The organism is Rhizobium sp. CSW-27, assembly GCF_018760785.1.
Classification (GTDB): domain Bacteria; phylum Pseudomonadota; class Alphaproteobacteria; order Rhizobiales; family Rhizobiaceae; genus Neorhizobium.
The window spans coordinates 290,000-316,126 of sequence record NZ_JAHHZO010000001.1 but is presented as its reverse complement, the minus strand read 5'-3'; the positions used below and the strand labels follow the sequence as shown (position 1 = coordinate 316,126).

Below are 26,127 nucleotides of genomic sequence, written 5' to 3'. Positions count from 1 at the left end.
CCACGGCAAAGCCTGAAGTGGTGGCAATCCCAGGATTCAATCAGTCCTTGATCATCCGCTCGACGATGTCGCGCACATCCGTGGAGAGGCCGGCAGCCTCCGCGATCTCGCCGAGTGCGGCGCGTGCCTGCCCGGCGCGCACCGGTTCCAGCGATCGCCAGGAGCGCATGGCGGTAAGGATGCGGGCTGCCAGCTGCGGATTGCGCGGATCGATTGCGAGAATCTGCCGGGCGAGGAAACGGTAGCCCTCGCCATCCCTGCGGTTGAAGCCGGTGGGATTGGCAAAGGCGAAGGTGCCGACGAGGGCGCGCATGCGGTTCGGATTGGAGGCGACGAAGTGCGGATCCTCCATCAGCGCCTTGACCCGCGCCAGCGTCGCATGGCCGGGAATGGTCGCCTGGATGGAGAACCACTTGTCGAGCACCAGCGGATTGTCGTCGAAACGCTTGAGGAAGGCGCCCAGCGCATTGGCGGTGGCAGCCTCGCCGGGGAAACGGTGGGCAAGCACGGTGAGCGCCTGCGTCATGTCCGTCATGTTGTCGGCCGCGGCAAAGGCGTCGGCAGCCCGGGCGACACCACCCTCGAGGTAGGAGAGGTAGGAAAGGGCCGTGTTGCGCAATGCGCGCCGGCCGGCGCTCGCCGCATCCGGGGAGAAGGCGCCCTGCATGCGCATGTCGGCAAACAGGGCCTCGAAGATGGCGGCCCCTTCGCCGGCCAGCCGCGCCAGAATTGCCTGGCGCCCGGCATGGATGGCATCCGGATCGTTGTTGCTGCCGAGTTCGCGGGCAATATCGGCCTCGCTGGGCAGGGCAAGCGCCTGCGCCCGGAAGGCGGGCTCCAGGCTCTCGTCGCCGGCGACTTCGAGCAGTGCCGCGAGGAAGGCCGGATCGCAGCTGATCTCCCTGCCGTCGCGCGCATCCCGCGCCGCCTGCAGGAGATTGGGCAGAGCCAGATCGGTCAGCGCCTGCCAGCGCGCGAAGAGATCGCTGTCGTGGCGGGCAATATGGGCGAGATCCGCCGGCGCCTGGCGGAAGTCGAGATTGATGGGCGCGGAGAAGCCGCGGTTGAGCGACAGCACCGGGCGTGCGCCGATGCCGGAGAAGGTGAAGGTCTGGCGGCGCTCGGTCAGATGCAGCACGTCGCCCGTCACTTCGCCGCCTTCGATCGACGAGGGCTCAGCGACGGAGCCGTTGTCGAGGATCAGGGCGAAGGAGAGGGGAATGTGCATCGGCTCCTTTGCCGACTGGCCGGGTGTCGGCGGCACGGTCTGTTCCAGCGTCAGGGCAAAGGTGCGGCCGGTCGCATCATAGGTGGCCGAGGCGGTGACCATCGGTGTGCCGGCCTGGTGATACCAGCGGGAAAACTGGCCGAGATCGCGGCCGCTCACCTGCGCAAAGCAGGCGACGAAATCCTCGACGGTGGCCGCATCCCCGTCATGCCGCTCGAAATAGAGGTCCATGCCCTGCTTGAAGGTATCGCGTCCGAGAATGGTCGCGATCATGCGGGTGACTTCCGACCCCTTTTCGTAGACGGTCGTCGTGTAGAAGTTGTTGATCTCGCGATAGGTCGTCGGCCGCACCGGATGGGCAAGCGGGCCGGCATCCTCCGGGAACTGTTCGGCCTTCAGGTGACGCACTTCGGCGATGCGCTTGACGGCACGCGAGCGCTGGTCGGCGGAGAACTCGTGGTCGCGATAGACGGTGAGCCCTTCCTTCAGGCACAACTGGAACCAGTCGCGGCAGGTGATGCGGTTGCCCGTCCAGTTGTGGAAGTATTCGTGGGCGATGATCGCCTCGATATTGGCATAGTCCTGGTCGGTCGCCGTCTCGGGATCGGCCAGCACGTATTTGTCGTTGAAGACGTTGAGGCCCTTGTTCTCCATGGCCCCCATGTTGAAGTCGGACACGGCGACGATCATGAAGATGTCGAGGTCATATTCCCGGCCGAAGCGTTCCTCGTCCCAGCGCATGGAGCGCTTCAGGGCGTCCATGGCATAGGCTGCGCGCGGTTCCTTGCCGTGCTCGACATAGATCTTCAGTGCCACCTCACGACCGGACATGGTGGTGAACGTGTCTTCCACGACTCCGAGATCGCCGGCGACGAGGGCGAACAGGTAGCTCGGCTTCGGGAAGGGATCGAACCAGGCGGCGAAGTGGCGGCCTTCGTCATAATTGCCGCCGCCAAGGAAATTGCCGTTCGACAGCAGGACGGGATTGGCCGCCTTGTCGGCGATGACGGTGACCGTATAGGGCGCCAGCACGTCCGGCCGGTCCGGGAAATAGGTGATGCGGCGGAAACCCTCCGCCTCGCACTGGGTGCAGTAGACGCCATTGGTGCGGTAGAGGCCCATCAGCTGCGTGTTGGCCTCGGGATTGATGATGGTGACAACCGTGACCTCGAAGGGGCTGGCCAGCGGCAGGTCGCGGATCACCAGACTGTCCGGCGTCGCGTCGAACTGCCCGGCCGGCATCTCGTTCTGGTCAAGGCGCAGGTCGGCAAGCACCAGATCGTCGCCGTCAAGCACCAGCGCTGCCTCAGGGGCCGCACCGTCGCGGCGGTGGAAGATCAGCCGGGATTCCAGACGTGTTGCTGTCGGGTCCAGTTCGAAGGTAAGATCGACGCGTTCCAGGATGAAGTCAGTGGGGCGGTAGTCTGCCAGATGGACGATCTGACCCGTATCTGTACGCATGATGTTCCCTGGTTTGGACTTGCCGGATGGCGCCGTTTGTCGTGCGACGGTTGCGATTGGGGCTGGAATATTGCATCCAAAGCTGAACGATTGTTAAAACCCTAGTCAAAAGGCTGGTCGGGGCCAAGGCCTGCGGTGCGTTTTTTCCGGATTGATGAATTCATCACAAGTCGTGATGTGTCATTTGTCGGCATTGCGCTAGGTTCTTGCGATGTGAGTCATGTCCTGTTCCGGCCGGGTTGCCCGTGGCCGGCTTTGCCGCGAGCTGCCGAATGAGTGCCGATGCGCAGAATCCCCTGCGGGGGATTGCGATGAAAGTGATGTCCGTCATCGTGTTTCTGGGAATGCAGACCTGCATCAAGGCGGCGGGGGATGGCATTCCGGCAGGCCAGATCACCTTCTTCCGCTCCGCCTTCGCGCTGGTGCCGATCCTCATCTATCTGGCCATGCGCGGCGACTTGCGCACCGCCTTTCGCACAGACAGTCCGCTCGGTCACCTGAAGCGGGGCACGCTCGGCATTGCGGCCATGGCCTGCGGCTTCTACGGCCTCATCCACCTGCCTCTGCCGGATGCGATCGCCATCGGCTATGCCTCGCCGCTGATGGCGGTCATCTTTGCGGCGCTGATCCTCAAGGAGACGGTGCGTGTCTATCGCTGGACGGCGGTGGCCATCGGCATTTTCGGTGTGATGATCATTTCCTGGCCGAAGCTGTCGCTGTTCAGCCATGGCGGCATGGACAGCGGCCCGGCCGTGGGGGCGCTTGCCGTGCTGATGTCGGCGGTGCTCGGCGGGCTTGCCATGGTGCAGACGCGGCAACTGGTGCGCACGGAAAAGACCTCCACCATCGTCGTCTATTTCTCGCTGACGGCCGCCGTTTTCTCGCTGATCAGCCTGCCGTTCGGCTGGGCGGTGCTGACGCTGGAGGAGAAGATCTTTCTCGTTTCCTCCGGCTTCTTCGGCGGGCTCGGCCAGATCTTCCTGACGGAAAGCTATCGGCATGCCGATGTCTCGACGGTGGCGCCCTTCGACTATTCCTCGATCATCCTCGGCATCGTCATCGCCTATTTCCTGTTCGGCGACATTCCGACCATCCAGATGCTCATCGGCACCGCGATCACCGTCTCGGCCGGCATCTTCATCATCTATCGCGAGCACCAGCTGGGGCTGGAACGCAAAGCGGCGAGGAAGGCTTCCTCGCCGCCGGCATGAAGGATCGGCATCGACAGTTCAGAGCGGAATGGACGAGCCCTGATGCTGCGCGCGCTCGGCCGTACCGGCGGACAGGGTGAATTCCCGGCTGGCGCGCACGGCGGCGCCGATGCTGGCGACAGTCTCGCGCAGGCTCTTCAGATAACGGATCGAATGGTTCATGGCGGTCTCTCTCGGCTCAGCGTTCACGGAAATCGGCAAAAATCGCCGTCGGGCGCGTCAGCATGCCGCGACGGGCGCTGGCGCGAGCGGTCAGCTGCTCGTGGGTTGCGGTGCCGAAACGGTGGTAGCCTTGCGTCGAGCGCGGCGAAAGACCGGCGAGACGCAGGGTCTCGAAGCCGGAGTGAATGGGACGAATGCGTGTGGTCATGGCCTTGGTTCCTAAATCTGTTCCTCCCAAGACGCATTGCTAATATTGCACTGCAACATCGTTCATGCAACGCTGCTGATCGCGCCGCTGCCATGCGCAAGTTGCATGGCTTCTTTCATAAATTGTTAAGAGGAGCGATTCCCGCCGCCACTCAGCTCTGAAGCCGCTGGCGGAAGGCCAGAAGATCCTGCCAGGCAAGCGCCTTGTTGGCGGGGGCGGTCAGCAGGTCCTGCGGGTGGAGGCTGGCCAGGGCCGGCAGGATGAGGGGGCCGATGGAGATCTCCCGCCAGCTGCCGCGCAGGCTGAAGATGGTTCCCTCCTCGCCGAGAAAGAAGCGCGCGGTGAAATTGCCGAGCAGCAGCAGGTGGCGCGGTGCGGCCAGTTCGATCTGGCGTTCGATGAAGGGGCGGCAGATATCTGTCTCGGCGGGCGAGGGAGCCCGGTTGCCCGGCGGGCGCCACGGCACCACGGTCGACAGTAGCACCGTCTCGCGCGACAGGCCAATCGCCGCCAGCATGCGGTCGAGCAACTGTCCCTGGCGACCGGAAAAGGGAAGGCCATCGCGGTCGTCATCGGCGGTCGGCATCGGGCCGAGCACCATCACGCCGGAGGTGGGGCTGCCGGTGGCAAACACGGTGGAGCGGGCGCCGTTCTTCAGATTGCAGCCGCCGAAGGCCTCGAGCGCCAGCTTCAGCTCGTCCAGCGTCCGGGCGTCACGGGCGGCCTGCCGCGCCGCGGCCACGGCGTCCGCGTCCGGAACGGCAATGGCGGCTGCGGGCGCGGAAGAGCGCTGAACCGGTGTTGCCGTGCCGCGCGCGGCTGTGCCGGCAGCTGCTGGCCGGGCCGGCGCCTGCTGCGGGGCCGCCGGCCGTTCGCGCCGCTGCGCAGCGCGCGCCGCCTGCTGTTCGGAAAATTCGGCAATACGATCGACTGGCGCGTCCTCCAGCAGCCATTCCACGCCGCAATCCGCATAGAAATGCAGAAGGGCGGAGAGGGCTGCGGGGGAAAGGGGCTCGGCGGCTGTCATGGTCTGACCTTAGCCGATCCCGACGTCACGAGAAAGCCATGCAGGGCGTTTCCTTCAGGCCGCCCACTGCTGAACGTCGCCGCTTTCGCCGATGAGCGCCAGGCCATGGGCAATCGACAGGAGCTCGCCGCCGCTTTCGATGCGGCCATCGTCGAAACGCCGGCGGAAGATGTTGCGCACGGCCGGTACGAAGGATGTGCCGCCGGTCAGGAACACCTTGTCAACCGCGCCTGCCGGCGTATTGGTCCTGGTCAGCACCTCGTCGAGCGCCTCCTCGATGCGGGCAAGGTCGTCGGCGATCCAGCTTTCGAAATCGCTGCGTTTCACCGTCTTGTGGCCGGCCCTGCCGAGTGGCGCGAATCGGAATTCAGCCTCTTCCGCCTGCGACAGTGCCATCTTGGTGGCGGAGATCGCCTGGTAGAGCGGATAGCCCTCGTCATGCTCGATCAGTTCGATGAAGAGTTCCAGCTTGTCCGGCTCGGTCGCGGAGCGGACCAGCGACTGCAGGTCGGTGAATTCGCGCGTCGTCTTGAAGATCGACAGCTGGTTCCAGCGGCCGAAATTCGCATAGTAACCGGCCGGCACATCCAGAAGCTTGCCAAAACTCTTGAAATGGCTGCCCTTGCCGATTTCGGGCGAGACCAGATTGTCGATCAGCCGGTAATCGAAGTGATCGCCGGCAATGCCGACACCGGAATGGCCGATCGGCACGGCGCGCAGCTGGCCCGCATGACGTTCGAAGCGGATCAGCGAATAGTCGGTGGTGCCGCCACCGAAATCGGCGACCAGTACATTGGCGTCGCGCGTCAGCGACTGGGCGAAGTAATAGGCGGCCGCGACCGGCTCGTAGACGTAATGGATTTCCGGAAAGCCGAAGCGGGAGAGGGCAGCCTGATAGCGCGTCAGCGCCAGAGCCTCATCCGGATTGGCGCCGGCAAAGCGCACCGGGCGCCCCACCATGAGGCGGGAGATCTCCGAGGGCCATTCCTCGCCGGCATAGGCCTTCAGGCGGCGCAGGAACACCTCCATAAGGTCCTCGAACTGCTGGCGCCGCGCAAAGACGAGCGTTGCCTGGAAGGCGGCGCTTGCCGCAAAGGTCTTGATCGACTGCAGGAAACGGCAGTCGCCGGGATTGTCGATGAACATGCGGATCGCCGCCTGGCCGGCCTCGACTTTCAGCGCCTGGACGCCGAGAGCGGCATCCTTCATGAAGGAGAGCGCGGTGCGCATGCTGTCGCTGGTGCCGGCGCTGCTCGTGAAGGGCAGCGAATGCGTAGTGGTGCCGCTGGCTTCGGCCAGCGCCAGAACGGTATTGGTCGTGCCGAAATCGAGCCCGAGCGCGCGTGCCATGCCGAACGTCCTTCCTGTCTGCAATGTTTCTGAAGCGGATCGCGTCTGGCCGCGTTCCGAACAAGAAAAGGGCGACCGTGCGCCCCTCGTTGAAATCGTGAGGTGGCGCTGATCGCACGGCAGCATGAAGATTTCAAGACGCCGGACACGAAGACGCCGGGGCTGGCCCGGCGTCCCGCTGTCAATCCTGCTGTTTACTCGGCCGCAGCCTGTACCTTGATATCGAACGCCTCCGAATTGGCTGCCGGCTGATGCGACCCTCGCGAGAACAACCGCTGTAGGCCGCGTCCCAGCCGGTCCATCTCGACGAAGATGACCGGCGTGATGAACAGCGTCAGCATCTGCGAGACGATCAGGCCGCCGACGACGGCGATGCCGAGCGGCTGTCGCAGCTCCGAGCTGGCGCCGGAGCCGAGCGCGATCGGCAGAGCACCGAGCAGGGCGCAGAAGGTGGTCATCATGATCGGCCGGAAACGGCGCACGCATGCCTCGTGGATGGCCGCTGTGGCGGCTTCGCCCTTGTCGCGGATCAACTCGACCGCCACGTCGATCATCATGATGGCGTTCTTCTTGACGATGCCGATCAGCATCAGGAGACCGATGAGGGCGATCACCGACAGGTCGAAGTTCATCACCTTCAGCGCAATCAGCGCGCCGAAGGCCGCAGCCGGAAGCCCCGACAGGATGGTCAGCGGATGGATGAAGCTTTCGTAGAGCACGCCGAGCACCACGTAGATCGTCAGCACCGCGGCGAGGATCAGCAGGCCGGTATTGCCCTGGCTTTCCTTGAAGATCGCCGCATTGCCGCCATAGGAGGTGAAGACATCGCTCGGCATGTTCAGATCCTGCTTGATCTGATCGATGCGGGTGGTGGCCTGGCTGAGCGACACGCCATCCGGCAGGTTGAAGGAGACGGTGGTCGAGACCAGCTGACCGGTCTGGTTGATCGTCACCGGCGCCTGCTTGCGCTCGACGGAGGCGAAGTTCGACAGCGGCACCAGGGCTCCCGACTTGGAGGACAGCACGTTGATGTCGCGGAGGAACTCGTCGTCCCAAGGCTTCGACCTGTCGAATTCGACGATCACGTCATAGCTGTCGCCGGTCGACTGGATCTGTGCTGCGGTATAGCCGCCAAAGGCCATTTCCAGCGTCTTGCGCAGCTGGTCGTTGGTGATGCCGTAGGCGGCGGCCTTTTCCGTATCCACCTTGATATCGGCCCCGATGGCGCCGTTCTGCGCATCGGAGGTGACATCGGTGAAAAGGCGATCCTGGCGCAGCGCGGTCTGGATCTTGCCGGCCCATTCATTGGTGGTCGAGGCGTTCAGGGCCTGGATGACCAACTGATATTGCGAGGCGGTGCTGCGGCCACCGAAGCGCAGGCTCTGCTGTGGCGTAATGAAGGTCTTGATGCCGGCGACCCTCGCGGTTGCCTTGCGCAACTCGTCGATAGTCTGGGAGAGCGGCGGCCGATGCTCCTTGTCCTTCAGTTCGACGAACATGGTGCCGTTGTTCAGCGGACTGCGGGAATTGCCGCCGACAATGGAGGTGACATGCTGCACCGCCGGATTTTTGCCGACGATCTCCGCCACCTGCGCCTGCAGGTCGCGCATGGCCGGATAGGAAATGTCCTCGCGGGCACGGGTGGAGATCGACAGGCGACCGATATCCTCCTGCGGGAAGAAGCTGGAGGGCAGCGTCAAAAACAGCCAGGCCGAGGCGGCGATGGAGGCGAGGAAGCTCAGCATCACCACGCCGCGATGCCTCAGACACCAGGAGACCGAGCGGTCATAGCCCTTCAGCGTGTAGCCGAAGCCGGCCTCGAACCAGCGGATGATCAGCGGCGGGCGCCCCGAATGCGAGGATAGGCGCGAGCCGAGCATCGGCGTCACCGTCAGCGAGACGAGCGCCGAGGCCATGATGGCGAGGGTCACCACCATGCCGAACTCGTTGAACAGGCGTCCGACCACGCCGCCCATCAGCAGGATGGGGATGAAGACGGCGACCAGCGAGATCGACATGGACAGGATCGTGTAGCTGACTTCGGCGGCCCCCTTCAGTGCCGCCTCGCGCATCGGCAGCCCTTCCTCGTGCAGGCGCAGGATGTTCTCCAGCATCACGATGGCATCGTCCACCACCAGGCCGACGGAAAGGGTGAGGCCGAGCAGCGAGATATTATCGATGCTGTAGCCCATCACATACATCGCGCCGAAGGTGGTAATCAGCGACAGCGGCACCGCCAGGCCCGGAATGACCGTCGCCATCAGGTGGCCGGTGAACAGGTAGATCACCAGCACCACGAGGCCGATCGTCAGGATCAGCGTGAACTGCACGTCCTTGATGGCATCCTTGATGGCGATGGAGGCATCGTTCATCACGTTGAGCTTCACCGACGGCGGCAGTTGCGCTTCAAGCGCCGGCAGTTTCGCGCGGATCTCGTCCACCACGTCGACGGTATTGGCATCCGGCTGGCGCTGGACCGCGAGGATGATCGACCGCTTGCCGTCGTACCAGCTGCCCGCATCGAGGTTCTCGACGCTGTCCTCCACCCGAGCGACATCGCCGAGATGGATCGGCGCACCGTTCTTGGTGGCAATCACCAGAGAGCGGAACTCGTCGGCATTGGTGCGCTGGGTCTTGGCGTCGATCGTCAGCCGCTGTTCTGCCGTCTGCAGCGTGCCGACCGGCGTCTGGTTGTTGGCATTCGCAATGGCCGAGGTGACGGTGTCGACGCCCAGGCTGCGGGCCTGCAGGGCCGTCGGATCGAGGCCGATGCGCACCGCATAGGTCTGCGAGCCGTAGATGCTGACCTCCGCCACGCCGGGCAGGGTTGAGAGCAGCGGCGAGACGACATCCTCGGCGATCTCGTCCACCTTCGAGCGGGGAAGTTCGTCCGAATTGATCGCCAGAAGCAGGATCGGCGCATCCGCCGGATTGGTCTTGCGATAGCTCGGCGCCGTCGTCATGTTGCTGGGAAGCTGGCGAGTGGCCTGCGAGATGGCGGCCTGCACGTCGGCCGCCGCCGCATCGATGTTGCGGTTGAGGTCGAACTGCAGGACGATCGAGGTATTGCCGAGCGAGTTCGTCGCGCTGATTTCGCTGACGCCCGGAATGGTCTCGAACTTCTTGATCAGCGGCGTGGCAACCGAGGTTGCCATGGTCTCCGGCGATGCGCCCGACAGCGAGGCCGAGACGTTGATGGTCGGGAAGTCGACCTTCGGCAGGGCGGCCACCGGCAGCTGCCGATAGCCGGCCAGACCGGCAAGCACGAGACCGATGGCCAGCAGTGTGGTGGCAACCGGCCTGTTTATACAGAAGGCTGGGATCATGGCTGGACGGCTCCCGTCACGGCGGTGGCATCGGCAACCGGCAGCGGCCTGTCACCGGCGAACTGTTCGAGCACGTGCTGGCCATCAGCCAGTTGCACCTGGCCTTCCACCACCACATGATCGCCCTGCGCAAGACCGGAGGTGATGGCCGTCTGGTCGCCATTGGCGCGTGCAACCGTCACCTTCGTCGCATGCACCCGGCCGGCCTCATCGACCGTATAGACGAACGAGCCTTCGGCGCCGGGGCGCACGGCAACCGTTGGCACGATGACGGATCGGCCGCTCGGCTGGAAATGCACCGTTACATTGACGTTCTGACCCGGCCAGAGCGTGCCCTTGTCGTTCTTGAATTCCGCCTTGGCGAGAACCGTGCCCGAGCTTTCGTCGACCGTGTTGTCGAAGAAGGACAGAATGCCGCGATCGTCCACGCCACCGGTCGCGGCCGGGTCGGCATCCACGGCAATCGCATCGGTGAGGCCTCGATGCAGATCCGGCAGATAGCGCTGCGGCAGGCGGAAGGCGACGGAGATGGGATCGTAGCGGGTGATCGTGACGATGGTGGCACCGGCGCTCACATAGGCGCCGGGGCTGACGGTGATGTCGCCGAGGCGCCCGTCATAGGGGGCGCGGATATCGGTGTGTTCGAGCGTCACCTGGTCGGAGGCGAGCGTCGCCTTGTCTGCTTCCAGCTTGGCGGCGGCGGTATCGCGTGCGGCCTTGGCCTGCTCGAAACTCTGCTGCGACTGCGCGTTCTGCTTCATCAGGCTTTCGGCGCGCTGGAAGGCGGCAATCGCTTCGGCAAGGGTTGCCTCGTCGCTGGCAATGTTGGCCTTGTCCTTGTTGACCGCGGCAAGCGCCGTTCGGTCGTCCAGCTTGGCAATCAGGTCGCCGGCCTTCACCTCCTGGCCGTCCTTTGCTGCGATGGACAGAACGAGGCCCTGTTGCAGGGCGGCAATGGTGGTGGAGTCGGCGGCTTCGGCAAAGCCGTTGGCGGCAACATCCATGGGCAGCGTGCCTTCGGTAGCGGCCATGGTGCGCACCGTCATCGGGCCGCCGTTGCGGCGCCCCTGACCCGGACCCTGGCCCTGACCGGCGGCCTGCTGTCCGCCGCCCTGGCCCTGGCGGTGCTGGCCGGTGCCCGCTCCCTCGTCAGCGGCTGCGGCGTGGCGCTCACCATCGCCCCTGGTAGGAACGGTTTCACCGAGGCCGGCGGCTGCGGCGAGCTGGCGCAGGCTTGGAATTTGCAGGGCGGCGGGCAGGGAATCGCGATAATACCAGGCGCCACCGACGCCGATGGCGATAATGCCGAGAGAGGTCCAGAGCTTTTTCATGAGCGGGGCCCGAAAGCGTCGAGTGAAAGGGGATCGCCCGTTGCTGCAGTGCAATATGGCGATGCGATCAAGAAACGCCCGCGGCCTGCAAAAATCACCTTAAACTTCGGTAATGTGGTGCAAAATGTCGCGGCTCGCGAAGACGTGAAGTCTGCCTCCCGGACGCGACCTCGTCAGCTGCGCGAGCGCGAGACAAACAGCAGTGCAAGACCTGCCACACACACCAGCCCGCCATAGATTATCCAGGGGGTCTGGTCGATCATGAAGCTGGAGGCCGGATAGGGAAAGTAGCCGCTGCCCTGTCCCATCCAGACAAGGCCGATCAGCAGGCAGAGACAGGCAAGCACCTTCAAGGCGAGGCGGGCAGCGCGCATGCTTCAATCTCCCGAGGGCATTGCCCCCTTACATGTTGTCTCGCCGGCGACGCGGAGGCACAGGCGATGGACAAGGCGCGCCGTCCGGAGCGCGCCTCTGCCTGCGGCCCTACGGAGGGCGCCGGACCGCCTTGTGCAGCCGGCAGCGCACCATAGCACGCGGCCGGCATCCGGCAATCCGGATGGCCGATCAACTCTTAGAGCGAGCGGGCGGCGCCGCCATCGACGCGGATCATGCTGCCGGTGACGTAAGCGGCCGGGCCGGAGCAGAGGAAGGCACCGACCGCGCCGAACTCTTCCACCGTGCCGAGCCGACCGGCGGGAATCGTGCTGATGGAGGCGGCGCGCACCTCCTCCAGGCTTTTCCCCTGGCGTCTGGCATTGGCGCCGTCCAGTTCATCGATGCGGTCGGTGTGGATGCGTCCGGGCAGGATCATGTTCGCGGTGATGCCGAACGGCGCGACTTCCGTCGCGAGCGTCTTGTTCCAGCCGACCAGCGCGCCACGCAACGTGTTGGACAGGGCGAGGTTGGGGATCGGCTCGATGACGCCGGAGGAGGCAACCGTCAGGATGCGGCCAAAGCCTTGCGCCTTCATGCCCGGCAGGAAAGCGTTGGTCAGCGTGATCACCCGCAGGACCATGGTCTGGAAAAAGCTGTCGAGCTTTTCCACGGTCATTTCCTCGGCAGTGCCCGGCGTCGGGCCGCCGGTATTGTTGACGAGAATGTCGAGGCCACCGAATTTTCCCTCGACGGACCTGACCAGGTTGGCCACCGCATCCTCTTCGGCGAGGTCCGCCCAGACCCAGTCCGCCTTGCCCTTGCCCGCCGCATTGATCCTCCGGCAATTCTCCGCCAGCGTCTCGCCGCTTCGGCCGCAGAGAAGCACGCTTGCCCCTTCTGCCGCGAGCGCCGTCGCAATGCCGAGCCCGAGGCCGCGCGAGGAGGCGAGCACGAGTGCCCGCTTGTCGGATATGCCGAAATCCATGGTGTCTTCCTTCCTGATGCAAAGTCTGCTGACCGCGACCTTACTGAGGCAGGCATGCCGGCGAAAGGGGGATCGGTGCGCTGCGGCGCGAAGGGCAGGCATCGCAGCCGGCCGGCGCATCGCCGCTTTTCCACCATGGCGCTTGCGATCGGCTGCGCTCTATCCAGAGTAATTCCTTTTATCATTCAAGAAGAAGGGGCGCGTTGCACAAATGTCCGGGCCGGCGGCGATGGCGTCAAAGATTCCCGAAAATGAAGATCTGAAACAAAACTGTCATACGCAAAGCTTAGTGACCAAGGCTCAGGTTTCATGACGAGAACCTGCAGGATTGCAGGTGAGTCGCGGTATTTTGACGGGGGGATTTGATGAAGAAATTGTATTGCACGAGCGCGCTTGGTCTGGTGTTTGCGATGGCCGCCTGTTCGCTGACGCCCGTGCGGGCTGCGGATTTTTCCGTTGCCAGCGGCAATTCCCTCACGACGGCGCAGAGCCTTTCGGGCACGCAGACCGGAACAGTTGCCTCCGGCGGCACGCTCTCGAACAGCGGGACCGCGGTGACGCTGGGTGCGGCCACGGGGTCTGGCACCACTTTGACCAACGACGGCACGATCACCTCAACCGGCGGCAGAGCCATCGATACCAGCAGCGCGACGGGTGTGATCACCGTCACCAATACCGGCAGGATTACTTCCTCGAACGATGCCTTCCGTATCAACAATTCTCTGGCGAACGGCACGCTGACGCTGACCAATACCGGGACGATTTCCTCTTCGACGGGGCAGGCGCTGGATTTCGACAAGGCAACCAGCACCACGGCTTCCATCACGATTGCCAATTCGGGCACGATCGAGGCTTCGGCCACCGATGCGGTGCGCCTCGGCGGCGGCACGATCAGCCTGACCAATTCCGGAACGATCCAGAGCACGTCGTCCGGCAGCCGCGCCATCAAGTTCGATACAGCCGCAACGCTGGAAAACCTTGTCTCCCTCACCATCACCAACCAGTCGGGCGGTACGATCACCGCGCTTGGCGATGGCATCAAGATTGCTGGAAATTCGACCAGCACCTCCGCTGCCGTGATCTCCATCGACAATGCCGGCACCCTCTCGTCGACGGGCGACGGGCAGGCCGTGGACCTTGGCGACCTCGTTTCGACCAACCTCGCCATCACCATCACCAACCGGGCAACGGGCGTGATTTCCGCCTCCGACAATGACGCCATCAAGGCGGGCATGAACACCACGGTGGAGAATTACGGACAGATCACCGCCAACTATACGAGCACCTCTGCTGACGACCAGAATTACGACGGCGTGAAGTTCGACGGCGCATCCGGCACCGTCAACAATTACGCAGGCGCTTCGATTTCCGGCTCCTATCACGGCGTCAAAGCCTCTGGCCTCTCCGATGACATCACGGTCAACAACTGGGGCACGATTGAAGGGCGCAACGGTTCGGGCGTGAATTCCAACGGTACCGGCACCGTGACCAATTACGGCACCATCACCGGGCAATATGATGATGCCGCAAGCTTCGGCGATGGCGACGGTATCGACATCGATCACATCGGCACCATTACCAATTACGGTACCATCCAGGCGCTGGGCTCCAAGGGAACGAAACCCGGCGAGACGAACCCCAGCACCAGCGAAGGCATTGCGATTGGCGGCGGCACCATCACCAACGGGTCCGCAACGGTCCGCACGGCGGGCATTTCCGGTGCCAATAACGGCATTCTCGCCGATGACAGCAATAGCGGCAGCATTTTCGGTGCCTTGACCATTACCAATTACGGCACCATCGAAGGACTGAACGGCTACGGCATTCGTATCGTCAACGATGCCGGTTACTCGAATACCATAATCAACTACGGCACGATCACCGGCACCACCTATGCGGTTTCCATGGGCAATGGTGATGATCTCTTCGTCTATCAGGCAGGCTCGTCCGTGACCGGCGCAGTGATGGGCGATGGCGGCAGCGATACGCTGCGCCTTGGTTCCGGTACCGGCAGTTTCGATCTTTCGCTTCTCGGCGATACCGCCACCTATCAAGGCTTTGAAACGCTCGACTTCACGGCGGGCTCGGTGTGGACCCTCAGCGGAACCAGCAGTTTTTCCGGTGCCACCACTGTCACCAGTGCCGTTCTTGATCTCGATGATGTTTCGCTTGCCGGCTCCACGCTGGTGGTAAGCGGCAGCGATGCGGTGCTGAAGGGCACCGGCACGGTGGGCTCCACCACCATTGGCAGCGCTGCAACACTTGCCCCCGGTCACTCCATCGGCACGCTTTCCGTCTCCGGCAACCTGACGCTTGCCTCCGGTTCGGTCTATCAGGTGGAAACCAATGCGGCCGGGCAGTCGGATACGGTGAGCGTCTCCGGAACGGCAACGATCGAGAACGGGGCTTCCGTGGAGGTCCGGGCCGAAAATGGAACGGATGACGGTTCCACCTATCGCGCCAACACCACCTACACCATCCTGACCTCCAGCGGACTGACGGGCACATTCTCCTCGATCGATGAGAACTTCGCCTATCTGTCGGCAGCGCTCAGCTACGATGCGTCGAATGCCTATCTCACGCTGTCGCGCGAGAAGCTTGTGGTCTTCGCCGATCTGGCCGTGACGGGCAATCAGAAGGCCGTCGCCTCGGTGATCGATGCGCAAGGTAGCGGTGATCTCTACGATGCCGTGCTCATTCTGCCGGTCGGTGCTCCCGGCAATGCCTTCGACCAGTTGTCCGGCGAGGTGCACACGGCGCTCGACAATGCCATGCTGGCGCGCAGCGGCATGACGCGCGGCACCATCGGAAACCGCATCCAGTCGGCGTTTGGCGGCGTGGCCAGCCGATCCGCCGGTTCGACAGTCACCGCCTATGGCGAGGATGGGCTCGATCCCTTCGCAACCTTCTCGATTGATGAACGTCCGACGACCTTCTGGATGAACGGCTTCGGGCGCTGGAGCCATGCCGATGGCGGCGCCACCGCGGCGGATTCGGATGTGCGGGGTGGCGGTTTCCTGGTGGGGGCCGATCGCCTGTTCGAAGATGGCTGGCGCTTCGGCGTGGCCGCCGGTTACGGCGCCGACCGCGTCGAAACCTCGGGTGTCGATGCGCGTGCAGATTCCGACAATTACCATCTGGCCATCTATGGCGGGCAGCAGCTCGGCCCGCTTGGCCTGCGCTTCGGTGCCGCCTATAGCCGCTCGGCCATATCCTCGCATCGCAGTGTCGGTTTTTCCGGTTTCACCGATCAGCTGAGCGCGGATTACGACGCCAATACCTATCAGGTCTTCGGCGAGGCCGCCTGGCGCATCGACCACGATCTGGTGCATGTCGAGCCCTACGCCAATGTCGCCTATGTCCGCGTCGACCGGGATGCCTTCCGAGAAACGGGTGGTGCTGCAGCGCTCTCGGTGAGCGGTGCCCAGGAGGACCAGGTGCAGACGACCCTCGGCGCCCGCATCGATTACGACATCGCCGTCTCCGGAACGCTCGGCAAGCTTTATGCCGGTGCCGGCTGGCGCCATGTGTTCGGCGATGTCAGCTCCACTGCCACGCAGTCCTTTGCCACCGGCAGCAGCTTCCGGGTGACATCGGCGGCAACCGACCGGGATGCGCTTCTCGTCGATGCCGGCGTGAGCTTCGAACTGGCACGGGACGCCAGCTTCTCCCTCGGCTATTCCGGGTCGTTCAGCGGCAGCGATCGCGACCACCAGGTTTCCGGAACGCTCGGCCTGCGCTTCTGATATCGCCTGCAAGGACAATCGTGCTGTCTGACGCCGTCCGGTTCGCAATCGGGCGGCGTTTTTGCCGGTTGCGGCAGGCGCGCGGTGTGATTGACGTTTACGTGCACGTCATATATTCTTTGTCGTCAATGGGCGTTCCCGAAATTTCACGCCAGCGGGTGTCGCAGCGCGGCTCGACAAGGGCCATGGCTTTTGTCAAGGAGGAAGCCATCAGGGGAACCGTCCGAGCGGGAGAGAATGCATGAACGAACAGATGGAACTGCCGGAACGCGAGAGCATGGAATTCGACGTGGTGATCGTCGGGGCCGGGCCTGCGGGGCTTTCGGCCGCCATTCGCCTGAAGCAGGTCAATCCGGAACTGTCGGTCGTCGTTCTGGAAAAGGGCGCGGAGGTGGGAGCGCACATCCTTTCCGGCGCGGTGGTCGATCCGATCGGCATCGACCGGCTTTTGCCGAACTGGCGCGAGGAGGAGGGGCATCCCTTCACCACTCCGGTGACGGACGATCATTTCCTCTTCCTGGGGCCGGCCGGCTCCATCCGCCTGCCGAACGCCTTCATGCCGCCGCTGATGAACAATCACGGCAACTACATCGTCTCGCTCGGCCTCGTCTGTCGCTGGCTGGCGACCAAGGCGGAAGAACTCGGCGTCGAGATCTATCCGGGCTTTGCCGCCACCGAAGTGCTCTACAGCGACGAGGGCGCCGTGATCGGCGTGGCGACCGGCGACATGGGCATCGAGAAGAATGGCGAGCCCGGCCCGAACTATACCCGCGGCATGGCGCTTCTCGGCAAATATGTGCTGATCGGCGAGGGCGTGCGCGGCTCGCTGGCCAAGCAGCTTATTGCGAAATTCAAGCTGGATGCGGGGCGCGAGCCGCAGAAATACGGCATCGGCTTCAAGGAACTGTGGGAGGTGAAGCCGGAGAAGCACAAGGCAGGCCTCGTGCAGCATTCCTTCGGCTGGCCGCTGGACATGAAGACGGGCGGTGGCTCCTTCCTCTATCACCTGCACGACAATCTGGTTGCCGTCGGCTTCGTGGTGCATCTGAACTACAAGAACCCGTGGCTGTTCCCCTTCGAGGAGTTCCAGCGGTTCAAGACGCATCCGGCCATTCGCGACACCTTCGAGGGGGCCAAGCGCATTTCCTACGGCGCACGTGCCATTACCGAAGGCGGCTGGCAGTCGGTGCCGAAGCTCTCCTTCCCCGGCGGCGCGCTGATCGGCTGTTCGGCAGGCTTCGTCAACGTGCCGCGCATCAAGGGAAGCCACAATGCCGTGCTGTCGGGCATGCTGGCGGCGGAAAAGATCGCCGAGGCAATAGGCGCCGGTCGCGCCAATGACGAGCCGGTGGAGATCGAGAACGAATGGCGCTCCACCGCCATCGGCAAGGATCTGAAGCGGGTGCGCAACGTCAAGCCGCTGTGGTCCAAGTTCGGCACGGCCGTCGGCGTGGCGCTCGGCGGCATCGACATGTGGATCAACCAGATCTTCGGCTCCTCGCCCTTCACACTGAAGCATGGCAAAACCGATGCCGCTTCTCTGGAACCCGCCGCCAAGCACAGGAAGATCGATTATCCCAAGCCGGACGGCGTGCTGACCTTCGACCGCCTGTCCTCCGTCTTCCTGTCCAACACCAATCACGAGGAGGACCAGCCGGTTCACCTGCAGGTGAAGGACATGGATCTGCAGAAGCGCTCGGAATTCGGCGTTTATGGCGGCCCCTCGGCCCGTTACTGTCCCGCCGGCGTCTATGAATGGGTGGAGAAGGATGGCGAGGAGGTCTTTGTCATCAACGCGCAGAACTGCGTGCACTGCAAGACCTGCGATATCAAGGACCCGAACCAGAACATCAACTGGGTGCCGCCGCAGGGCGGGGAGGGGCCTGTCTATCCCAGCATGTAGGGCTTGCGTGCCTGTGAAGCGCGCCGCCCGCTTGCGGAAAACTGTCTTCCGCATTTCGTCAAAGGGGGGTAGGGTTTTCCCATCGGCCAGCAGGAAAGCAGGAGTGGCGTGAGAAAAGCGGCGGGTAAGAGGCTACGGAGGATCAACTTGCGGCATGCAGTGGTGCATGTGCGCCAGAGCCGGCTGCGTGCCTTCATTCCCGTGCTGGCCGTTGCCGCCGGCCTGTTGGTTCTCGTTCCGGCCAAGCCCACCAGTGCCATCGGCAAGTGCCGGCAGGATGCCGGCCCCTCCGTCGACTGGAGCGACTGCCCGAAACGCCTGCTGATGCTGAATGGCAGCAATCTGGACGGTGCCAACCTGAACGACGCCGATTTCAGCATGACCGATCTCAGCCGCAGCAGCCTCAAGGGCGCCAATCTGAGCAAGGCCACGCTGGTGCGGGCCTCCTTCGCCCATTCGGACCTCAGCGGCGCCATCTTCGACAAGGCCGAAGGCTATCGCAGCGATTTCAGTTCGGCAAAGGCGGAAGGCGCCTCCTTCGTCGCGGCGGAACTGCAGCGCGCCACCTTCGGCAATGCCGACCTCAAGGGCGCCGATTTCACCAAGGCGGAGCTCGGCCGGGCGATCTTCTTCAAGGCGCAGTTCGAGAATGTCCGCTTCGGCAAGGCCAACCTGTCGCGTGCCATCCTGCACAACGTGACCTTTGCCGGCACGGCGGATTTCAGCGATGCCTTCCTCTTCCTCGCCCGTATCGAAGGCACCGATCTTTCGCATGCGCAGGGGCTGAAGCAGGACCAGGTCGCACTGGCCTGCGGTGATTCGCGAACCAGGCTGCCGCCGGACCTGACCATACCCGCCACCTGGCCCTGCGAGGATGACTGACGCGCCTCGATCCACCCGCAGCCAGACCGGGTAAAGGAAAGCTTGACGCGCAGGCGCGTGCCTTACGGTCGAGCCAATAGCAACATGTCGCGGCGATGAAGATCGCGGAAAGGGATGTGTGGGCGCATCGGTCTTACCGGGCTGCGACGCGTCTCCAGTCTTAATCCTACCGAACATATTGTCGATACGATAGTGCGGTCGATAGAGGTCCTTTTCGTAGTTGGCCGGATTCTTTCGTTTGGCGCGGGGTGGGATACAGGCGGAGATTGCCTTGTCTTTCAGAGCGTTGCGAAACCAATCGGCATCATATCCGCTCTCCGCGAGCAGTTCCTTTACGCCTGGCAATCGCTCGAGCGGGTGGCGCGACAGGCGAAAAGCGCCCGCCACGTTGCAAAGGGGGCTGGAACCGCGTGGCAGGAGACCACCACGGCGGTTGAGGTGGTCATTGTGCTGCGGCGAAGGCTGTGGCAACGGCATTCCGCCTTCCGGTTGGGCCGGAATCCGGCTATTCTGCCGTCAATCGGGAGCGGATAGGCCGCCCATATAGGAAATGTCGGGTTCGGTTACAAAATGCTGATGGAGCAAGCCATGGCCGCGTTTTCCAGCCAGAATGTCAATTGAGTGACGGTGCCATGAACTTGCAGCTTGAGCAGGCATTGCCGGATGGCACATCTTTGCAAGTAGGCCGGATCGACAAGGAGATTGTAATCGCCGGTCTCGCTCGTGATTGCGGGCACTCGCTGCCGCGGCTGCTTCCGGTGCTGGAGGAACTGGCCGAACGTTTTTCCCGTAGTCATTTCATCTTTCTCGAAAACGATTCCCTCGATCGGACAAAGGAGGTTTTGAAAGCTTTCGCTAGACAGCATCCTTCTTGTTACTTTGAAAGCTTGGACGGAATTGGCCGGACTTACCGCAAGCGTACGGCTCGATTGGCCTATCTGCGCAATGCCGTTCTGGAGCGAGCCGAAGTCTGTGTCGCGGATCCTCAGCATGCTTTTCTATTGCTGCTCGACCTTGATGACGTTAATTCCACCGTCAGCGTTGATTATCTGGTGAATCTTGTCGAAAATGACACCGGCGACTGGGCCGGCCTCTTCGCCAATCAAGCGGACAACTATTACGATCTGTGGGCCTTACGCCATGCTAGGCTCTGTTCCTACGATGTCTGGAGGAAGGTGCGCGAGCGCCCCAAGGACATGAGCCGGGAGGACGCCGTTGCGCGCTTCGTCACAGCGATCTCCTTTTCGCTACCGCCAGATCAAGGGCGTGTGGAGGTCGAAAGTGCCTTCGGCGGATTGGGCCTTTATCGGCTTTCCGCGATTTCCGGGTGCCGTTATTTGGGGCTTGGCGATGATGGCCATGAGGTTTGCGAGCATGTGGCCTTTAATGAGGCGGTGCGTCGGCGTGGCGGTCGGCTTTTCATTGATTGCGCTCTGATCAATGGCAGAGGTACCGAGACTCATGCGCCGCCCAGGACCCGCTGGCAAAAGTGGAAGAAGCGCCTTCGCAGATTGAGAGGAGTATGAGGGGAAATATGAACCCATCCTATTCACACAAGGCTGGTTTTCGAACCGGGCTACCCGACCGAGGCGAAAATCCGGTGTAGGCGACTGGCCGCAATGGCTGCCGTGATGGAGACTTACAGGCGCGGCCTCTCCCCAAGTCGCCCTTCGCGCCGCCAGTTTCGTCATTGCCATTGACCAAGCGCTCGGTTACATTATCAACCTCTTCCACGTCACTGAATGCAGAAACTTCTTCCTCGCAGCAGGATATGAAGCGCAATAGGTGCGACACGCTTTAGACATCCGTTAACCATGAATTCCTTAAGTTGCGACTATCCAGAAACGACCGCAACAAGGACACATTCATGTCGATTTCGCGCCGCGGCCTGATCTTCGGCCTGCCGCTTTTCCTCGCCGGCTGCTCCTCCGTCACGCTCAACCCGCAACTGGACTATGCGGCGCTGCCGGAGGAGAAATTCCCGTTGAAGCAGGTGCCGATCGACAGGATCAAGCCCGAACTGCGCCGCACCGAGGTGGCCTACGAAACCACGCACAAGCCGGGCACCGTGGTGGTCGACACACCGGCACGCCGGCTCTATTACGTGCTGGAGAACGGTCGGGCGATGCGCTACGGCGTCGGCGTCGGGCGCACGGGTCTTGCCTTCCGCGGCAATGCCTATGTCGGGCGCAAGGCCGAATGGCCGAGCTGGACGCCGACAGCCAACATGATCCGCCGGGAGCCGGAGAAGAACCGCAAGTATGCCGCCGGCATGCCGGGCGGCCCCAACAATCCGCTGGGCGCCCGTGCCATGTATCTCTATCGCGGCGGCAACGACACGCATTTCCGCATCCACGGCACCAACCAGCCGGAATCGATCGGCCATGCCATGTCGAGCGGCTGTGTCCGCATGATGAACCACGACGTGATCGACCTTTATGCGCGCGTCAAGGTCGGCGATCGGGTAGTGGTCATTCAGGAAACCGCGAAGGCCTGACGCGGGCGGGCGTGCCGCGGCTCAGCGGCACTTCCACGCCACCAGCATCAGCGCGCCCACGATGCTGAGATGTTCGGTGACCACGTAGAACTCGAACGTCTTCATCGGCTCTTCCATCGCCCAGAAGTTATGTGCGATCGGAATGGTGAGCAGGGTGAAGACGGCGAGCGCGCCGGCCCCGAGCCATGCGTGACGGTTGAGGATGATCAGCGCCGAGCCGCCGAGCTGGGTGATGATGACGGCGATATTGAAGGCCACGGCGGGTTCCAGGCCGAAATGCGCCATCTCCGCCATCCCGCCCTGGAAGTCGAGCAGCTTCGACAGCCCGCTGCCCCAGAACATGAAGGTCAGCGCGGTTCGGGCCAGATAGCCGAACCAGTTCGTGCCGAAGATATCCAGCCGTGACGGCAGGCGGTCATTGTCTGCAATGGCCATGAGAATTCCCCCTCTGATCGAATGAGGGAATTCTAATAGAGTTTCAGGTCTGCGGGAAGATGCGTTGACGCAAGGCTGTGCGTCAGCGGCGGTCGCGTTGCTCCAAGGCAACCGAAACGAGGAAGACCGCCAGTCCGAGCGCGGAGAGCACCGCACCGACATAGCCGGTTGCACCGTAGCCGTAGCCGCCTGCGATCACCAGACCGCCCAGCCAGGCACCCAGTGCGTTGGCAATGTTGAAGGCGGAATGGTTGGTGGCAGCGGCCAGCGTCTGCGCATCGGCCGCCACGTCCATCAGGCGCGTCTGAACGGCCGGGCAGGCGGCAAAACCGCAACCGGTCAGGAACACGCAGACGCACAGCATCACCGGATTGTGGGCGGTCAGCGAAAAGACCGTCATCATCGCCACATTGAAGGCCAGCATGCCGCCGATCGTGCCCTTCAGCGAATAGTCCGCCATGCGCGAACCCACGACATTGCCGACATTCATGCCGATGCCGAACAGGGTCAGCACCACGGCCACCATGCTGACGGGAAGGCCGGCGGTATCCGTCGTCGTCTTGGCGATATAGCTGAAGATCGAAAACATGCCGCCAAAGCCGATGGCGGCGACGGCAAAGGACAGCCAGACCTGCAGCCTTGCAAAGGCGCTCAGTTCGCGGCGAATGCTGGCGCCCTCCGCCACCTTGTCCTTCGGCAGATAGATGGCGATGAGGGCCACCGTGAGCGCACCGACGCCGGCCACCATCAGGAAGGCGGCCCGCCAGCTCATGATCTGCCCGAGGAAGGTCGCAATCGGCGTGCCGACCAGTGTGGCGATCGTCAGGCCCAGCATGACGCGACCCACGGCACGCGCCCGCCGATGCGGCGGCGCCATGGAGGCGGCGACCAGCGCGGCCACGCCGAAATAGGCGCCGTGCGGCAGGCCGGTGATGAAACGCAGCAGGGTGAAACTGCCGAATTGCGGGGCAAGCGCGCTCAGGGCATTGCCGAGCGCAAACAGCGACATCAGCAGCAGAAGCAGCGTCTTGCGCGGCAGCTTGGCGGCGAGCGCCGCAATGATCGGCGCGCCGATGACCACGCCGAGCGCATAGGCGCTGATGACGTGGCCCGCCTGGGGAATGCTGACATCATACGTTGCCGCCACATTGGGCAGCAGGCCCATGATGGCGAATTCGCCGGTGCCTATGCCGAAACCGCCGACGGCGAGCGCCAGTTCGATCAGGGCAACGGAAAGGGGCGTAAGGCGCAACGCCTGCCCGTCAGGACAATCGTGCGCAAGGGAAGCGGGGGCATTGGTCATGGCGTTCGCAAAGAAAGGCCTTTGCCGCAAGGGGCGCTGGCCTGGAGTTTTGGGAGGAGGTCATTATGGTGGATCGATGATAAGGCTACCATACTATTTTGCGGTGCGGGAGAGGATAAGTGCACCGCCGCAAAATATTCCTGCCGGGGGAGGGCGCCCCGGGTCTTGCTGGCGCGGGCAGAGGCAACCATTTGCAGGCTTCAACCGTTTTCTCGCGCACTGCGTCTCTGGAACCCTGATCCCATGAATCTCATCGCCATCTTCAACCGCGACGGCGGCACCTTCAAGACGACGGACATGGAGGCCTATTGCCGGCGCGCCGAGCAGGCTTTTCGCACCGAAGGGCATGCGATCGAGTGCCGCATCGTGGCAGGATCCGATGTGGTGGAGGCGATGGAGGCGGTGGCCGCCACGCCCGGCGTGGACGGGCTGATTGCCGGCGGCGGCGACGGCACCATATCGGCCGCGGCCTCGATTGCCTGGAAGAGCGGCCTTGCGCTGGGCATCGTGCCGGCCGGCACCATGAACCTGTTTGCCCGCACGCTGAAGCTGCCGCTCGACATCTGGCAGGTGCTGGAGGTTCTGGCGAAGGGAGAGGTGGAGGCGGTCGACATCGCCAGCGCCAATGGCCGCAGCTTCGTGCATCAGTTTTCCGCCGGCCTGCACGCGCGCATGGTGCGCTATCGCAACCAGATGAGTTATGCCTCGCGGCTCGGCAAGATGCGGGCCAGCACCCGCGCCGCGCTGGGCGTCGTCTTCAATCCGCCGGTCTTCGAGGTGGAGTTTACGGTCGAGGGGCGCAAGGAACTGCGCAAGGTCTCGGCCATCTCCGTCTCCAACAATGAATTCGGCAGCGACGGCCTGCTCTATGCCGACACCGCCACCGGCGGCCATCTCGGATTTTACGTGGCCGATGCTCTGTCGCCCCCAGGCGTGGCCGCACTCGCCATCGACATCCTGCGCGGCCGGCTGAAGGAGAACGAGGCCGTCAGTGCCATGACCGCCACCGAGGTGGAGCTGCATTTTCCGCGTGAGCGCAAGGATATCCGCTGCGTCATCGATGGCGAACTTCTGCCGATGGACCGCGACGTGACCTTGAAAATCCATGCCGGCGAACTGAAGGTGCTCGTCCGCCAGCCGCAGGCGCCGCTGGCTCAGGTCCAGGCACAGGAGGGTGTCAGCGAACAGCCCGCAGCCTTGTAACGGCTGTCAGATCCGCGGCAGATAGGTCTGGTAGTCGAAACTGGAAACGGTGCGCAGATAGGTGATGGCCTCCTTGCGCTTGGTTTCGCCGTAGATGCGCTGGTACTCGGCCCCGAACGTGTCGCGGATGAAGGCGGAGGCGCAGAAGCGGTCGACCGCCGTCAGGAAATCATGGGTCAGGATCTGTTGCTTGTCCGGTGCGCTGTCGGGGGTGGTCACGGGGCCGGGGTCCAATGTCTCGTCGAGGCCGAGCAGCATGCCGCCGAGGATCGCCGCGAGCAGCAGGTGCGGATTGGCGTCGGCGCCCGCCACACGGTGTTCGATGCGGGCGGCCGGGCCACTGCTGTCGGGGATGCGCACGGCCGTGCCGCGATGGCCGAACCCCCAGTCGATCTTGTCGGGCGCAAAGGATCCCGGCTGGAAGCGGCGGTAGGAATTGGCGAAGGGCGCAAAGATCAGCTGCGCCTCCTGCATGGTCTTCAGCATGCCGGCGGTGACCGATTTCAGCCGCACCGAATCGCCGCCTTTGGCGTCGAGAATGTTGTTGCCGTCGCGGTCGAGGATACTGGCATGCACATGCAGGCCGGAGCCAGCCTGGTCGCCATAGGGTTTGGCCATGCAGGTGGCTTTCAGCCCATGCCGGCGGGCGGCAAAATCCACGACGCGTTTCAGATAGATGCAATCATCGGCGGCCGCCATGGCATTCGGTTTGTGCAGCAGGTTCACCTCGAACTGGCCGGGGCCGAATTCGGCGGTCGTCGCATCCGCCGGCAGGCCCATGTCGTCGCAGTAGCGGCGCACGGTATCGAGATAATCTTCCAGCGCGGCCGTCGCCCGCATGTCGTAGAGCTGGAAACCTTCCACCTCGCCATTCATCACCAGCGCATTTGGCGGCGTCGGTTTGCCGGTTTTGCGGAAATCCGGCTCAACCAGGTAAAATTCGAGTTCGGTCGCCACCACAGGCGTCAGCCCGCGCTCGGCATAGTTCTGCAAGACTCTCGCCAGAATCGCGCGCGGGCAGATGTAATGCGGTTCGCCCGAGAGCGTGTGCATGGTGGCCATCACCTGTTTCGAGCCTGTCGGCCCCCAGGGCAGCGTGGTCAGCGAGCTTTTGTCCGGCATGCAGATGCCGTCCGGATCGCCGAGCGTCAGCGAAATGCCGGTAATGTCGTCATTGTCGTCGCCCCAGATGTCGAGAGACTGGGTGGAGGAGGGCAGGCGAACGGTGTTCTTCCACACCTTGTCTTCGGCGCTCAGCGGAATCATCTTGCCGCGCAGATCGCCATTCATGCCGACCAGCAGAACCTCGATGCGCGGCGCTGTCGATGTGCCGTCGCCTGCCTTGCTGATCGTCTCGTCCGTCATCAATGCCCGTCCTCATGCGGTCGGACCCGCGCCGTTTGCGGCTGCTTGCCAAACCTGTTCCCGTTGGTCCATGTTCGTAGCCGATCAGAAACCGCCTTACAATCAGCCATGGCGAGGCGCCGTCCGGTG

The 26,127-nt window shown here is 63.4% G+C and carries 19 protein-coding genes; 7 read left to right on the top strand and 12 right to left on the bottom strand.

Annotated features, from left to right (window positions below; all coding sequences use genetic code 11):
* Positions 1-40: 40 nt before the first annotated feature.
* Complete coding sequence (pepN, locus tag KLP42_RS01585) at positions 41-2,689, bottom strand: aminopeptidase N (RefSeq protein WP_215564178.1); 2,649 nt, start codon at positions 2,687-2,689, stop codon at positions 41-43.
* 272 nt (positions 2,690-2,961) lie between these two features.
* On the opposite strand from pepN, the gene KLP42_RS01580 reads away from it, so the two are divergent.
* Entirely contained in the window at positions 2,962-3,900 is a 939-nt protein-coding gene (locus tag KLP42_RS01580; RefSeq protein WP_215564176.1) for a DMT family transporter, read from the top strand.
* Positions 3,901-3,918: 18 nt separating this feature from the next.
* Here the strand turns inward: KLP42_RS01580 and KLP42_RS01575 are convergent, their stop codons facing one another.
* From KLP42_RS01575 to KLP42_RS01540, 8 genes are all read right to left on the bottom strand, one after another.
* Complete coding sequence (locus tag KLP42_RS01575) at positions 3,919-4,062, bottom strand: hypothetical protein (RefSeq protein ID WP_215564174.1); 144 nt, start codon at positions 4,060-4,062, stop codon at positions 3,919-3,921.
* A 16-nt stretch (positions 4,063-4,078) separates the two neighbouring features.
* Positions 4,079-4,270: a hypothetical protein gene (locus KLP42_RS01570; protein WP_143126489.1), complete on the bottom strand. Its 192-nt coding sequence runs from the start codon at positions 4,268-4,270 to the stop codon at positions 4,079-4,081.
* Between the two features lie 151 nt (positions 4,271-4,421).
* Positions 4,422-5,297 carry a uracil-DNA glycosylase gene (locus KLP42_RS01565; RefSeq protein WP_215564172.1) on the bottom strand — a complete coding sequence of 292 codons (876 nt, stop codon included), beginning with the start codon at positions 5,295-5,297 and terminating at the stop codon, positions 4,422-4,424.
* Positions 5,298-5,351: 54 nt separating this feature from the next.
* Complete coding sequence (locus KLP42_RS01560) at positions 5,352-6,647, bottom strand: Hsp70 family protein (RefSeq protein WP_215564170.1); 1,296 nt, start codon at positions 6,645-6,647, stop codon at positions 5,352-5,354.
* A gap of 194 nt (positions 6,648-6,841) precedes the next feature.
* Complete coding sequence (locus KLP42_RS01555) at positions 6,842-9,973, bottom strand: efflux RND transporter permease subunit (protein WP_215564168.1); 3,132 nt, start codon at positions 9,971-9,973, stop codon at positions 6,842-6,844.
* A complete protein-coding gene (locus tag KLP42_RS01550) occupies positions 9,970-11,304 on the bottom strand; it encodes an efflux RND transporter periplasmic adaptor subunit (RefSeq protein ID WP_215564167.1) in 1,335 nt (444 codons plus the stop codon). Before KLP42_RS01550 ends, KLP42_RS01555 begins: the two co-directional genes overlap by 4 nt.
* Positions 11,305-11,477: 173 nt before the next feature.
* Positions 11,478-11,678, bottom strand: a complete 201-nt coding sequence (locus KLP42_RS01545) for a hypothetical protein (RefSeq protein WP_215564165.1) — start codon at positions 11,676-11,678, stop codon at positions 11,478-11,480.
* A gap of 197 nt (positions 11,679-11,875) precedes the next feature.
* On the bottom strand, positions 11,876-12,664 hold the full coding sequence (locus KLP42_RS01540) for an SDR family oxidoreductase (RefSeq protein ID WP_215564163.1): 789 nt from the start codon (positions 12,662-12,664) through the stop codon (positions 11,876-11,878).
* A 365-nt stretch (positions 12,665-13,029) separates the two neighbouring features.
* On the opposite strand from KLP42_RS01540, the gene KLP42_RS01535 reads away from it, so the two are divergent.
* The 5 genes from KLP42_RS01535 to KLP42_RS01515 all read left to right on the top strand — a co-directional run bounded on the left by KLP42_RS01535 (position 13,030) and on the right by KLP42_RS01515 (position 21,692).
* A complete protein-coding gene (locus KLP42_RS01535) occupies positions 13,030-16,410 on the top strand; it encodes an autotransporter domain-containing protein (protein ID WP_215564161.1) in 3,381 nt (1,126 codons plus the stop codon).
* Positions 16,411-16,651: 241 nt separating this feature from the next.
* A complete protein-coding gene (locus KLP42_RS01530; protein WP_215564159.1) occupies positions 16,652-18,313 on the top strand; it encodes an electron transfer flavoprotein-ubiquinone oxidoreductase in 1,662 nt (553 codons plus the stop codon).
* A 147-nt stretch (positions 18,314-18,460) separates the two neighbouring features.
* Positions 18,461-19,195 (top strand): pentapeptide repeat-containing protein, encoded by a 735-nt coding sequence (locus KLP42_RS27080; protein ID WP_286675425.1) that lies wholly within the window; start codon positions 18,461-18,463, stop codon positions 19,193-19,195.
* Between the two features lie 632 nt (positions 19,196-19,827).
* Complete coding sequence (locus tag KLP42_RS01520) at positions 19,828-20,721, top strand: hypothetical protein (protein WP_215564157.1); 894 nt, start codon at positions 19,828-19,830, stop codon at positions 20,719-20,721.
* A gap of 341 nt (positions 20,722-21,062) precedes the next feature.
* Positions 21,063-21,692, top strand: coding sequence for a L,D-transpeptidase (locus tag KLP42_RS01515; protein ID WP_215564155.1), 630 nt, complete (start codon positions 21,063-21,065; stop codon positions 21,690-21,692).
* Positions 21,693-21,713: 21 nt separating this feature from the next.
* Here the strand turns inward: KLP42_RS01515 and KLP42_RS01510 are convergent, their stop codons facing one another.
* Entirely contained in the window at positions 21,714-22,127 is a 414-nt protein-coding gene (locus tag KLP42_RS01510) for a DoxX family protein (RefSeq protein ID WP_215564152.1), read from the bottom strand.
* Between the two features lie 82 nt (positions 22,128-22,209).
* Entirely contained in the window at positions 22,210-23,430 is a 1,221-nt protein-coding gene (locus KLP42_RS01505) for an MFS transporter (protein WP_215564150.1), read from the bottom strand.
* 243 nt (positions 23,431-23,673) lie between these two features.
* Here KLP42_RS01505 and KLP42_RS01500 point away from each other — a divergent pair, with 243 nt between their 5' ends.
* A complete protein-coding gene (locus KLP42_RS01500; RefSeq protein ID WP_215564148.1) occupies positions 23,674-24,633 on the top strand; it encodes a diacylglycerol/lipid kinase family protein in 960 nt (319 codons plus the stop codon).
* 6 nt (positions 24,634-24,639) lie between these two features.
* On the opposite strand, the gene KLP42_RS01495 is transcribed toward KLP42_RS01500, so the two are convergent.
* Positions 24,640-25,998, bottom strand: a complete 1,359-nt coding sequence (locus tag KLP42_RS01495; RefSeq protein WP_215564146.1) for a glutamine synthetase family protein — start codon at positions 25,996-25,998, stop codon at positions 24,640-24,642.
* Positions 25,999-26,127: the final 129 nt, after the last annotated feature.

What these genes read in the sequence shown, in the direction of transcription:
- KLP42_RS01565 (WP_215564172.1), bottom strand. Translation starts at nt 5,297, where the DNA reads ATGACAGCCGCCGAGCCCCTTTCCCCCGCAGCCCTCTCCGCCCTTCTG.
- KLP42_RS01580 (WP_215564176.1), top strand. Translation starts at nt 2,962, where the DNA reads ATGAGTGCCGATGCGCAGAATCCCCTGCGGGGGATTGCGATGAAAGTG.
- KLP42_RS01535 (WP_215564161.1), top strand. Translation starts at nt 13,030, where the DNA reads ATGAAGAAATTGTATTGCACGAGCGCGCTTGGTCTGGTGTTTGCGATG.
- KLP42_RS01515 (WP_215564155.1), top strand. Translation starts at nt 21,063, where the DNA reads ATGTCGATTTCGCGCCGCGGCCTGATCTTCGGCCTGCCGCTTTTCCTC.
- KLP42_RS01510 (WP_215564152.1), bottom strand. Translation starts at nt 22,127, where the DNA reads ATGGCCATTGCAGACAATGACCGCCTGCCGTCACGGCTGGATATCTTC.
- KLP42_RS01540 (WP_215564163.1), bottom strand. Translation starts at nt 12,664, where the DNA reads ATGGATTTCGGCATATCCGACAAGCGGGCACTCGTGCTCGCCTCCTCG.
- KLP42_RS01500 (WP_215564148.1), top strand. Translation starts at nt 23,674, where the DNA reads ATGAATCTCATCGCCATCTTCAACCGCGACGGCGGCACCTTCAAGACG.
- KLP42_RS01545 (WP_215564165.1), bottom strand. Translation starts at nt 11,678, where the DNA reads ATGCGCGCTGCCCGCCTCGCCTTGAAGGTGCTTGCCTGTCTCTGCCTG.
- KLP42_RS01560 (WP_215564170.1), bottom strand. Translation starts at nt 6,647, where the DNA reads ATGGCACGCGCGCTCGGGCTCGATTTCGGCACGACCAATACCGTTCTG.
- KLP42_RS01555 (WP_215564168.1), bottom strand. Translation starts at nt 9,973, where the DNA reads ATGATCCCAGCCTTCTGTATAAACAGGCCGGTTGCCACCACACTGCTG.
- KLP42_RS01570 (WP_143126489.1), bottom strand. Translation starts at nt 4,270, where the DNA reads ATGACCACACGCATTCGTCCCATTCACTCCGGCTTCGAGACCCTGCGT.
- KLP42_RS01550 (WP_215564167.1), bottom strand. Translation starts at nt 11,304, where the DNA reads ATGAAAAAGCTCTGGACCTCTCTCGGCATTATCGCCATCGGCGTCGGT.
- pepN (WP_215564178.1), bottom strand. Translation starts at nt 2,689, where the DNA reads ATGCGTACAGATACGGGTCAGATCGTCCATCTGGCAGACTACCGCCCC.
- KLP42_RS01505 (WP_215564150.1), bottom strand. Translation starts at nt 23,430, where the DNA reads ATGACCAATGCCCCCGCTTCCCTTGCGCACGATTGTCCTGACGGGCAG.
- KLP42_RS01575 (WP_215564174.1), bottom strand. Translation starts at nt 4,062, where the DNA reads ATGAACCATTCGATCCGTTATCTGAAGAGCCTGCGCGAGACTGTCGCC.
- KLP42_RS01530 (WP_215564159.1), top strand. Translation starts at nt 16,652, where the DNA reads ATGAACGAACAGATGGAACTGCCGGAACGCGAGAGCATGGAATTCGAC.
- KLP42_RS01520 (WP_215564157.1), top strand. Translation starts at nt 19,828, where the DNA reads ATGAACTTGCAGCTTGAGCAGGCATTGCCGGATGGCACATCTTTGCAA.
- KLP42_RS01495 (WP_215564146.1), bottom strand. Translation starts at nt 25,998, where the DNA reads ATGACGGACGAGACGATCAGCAAGGCAGGCGACGGCACATCGACAGCG.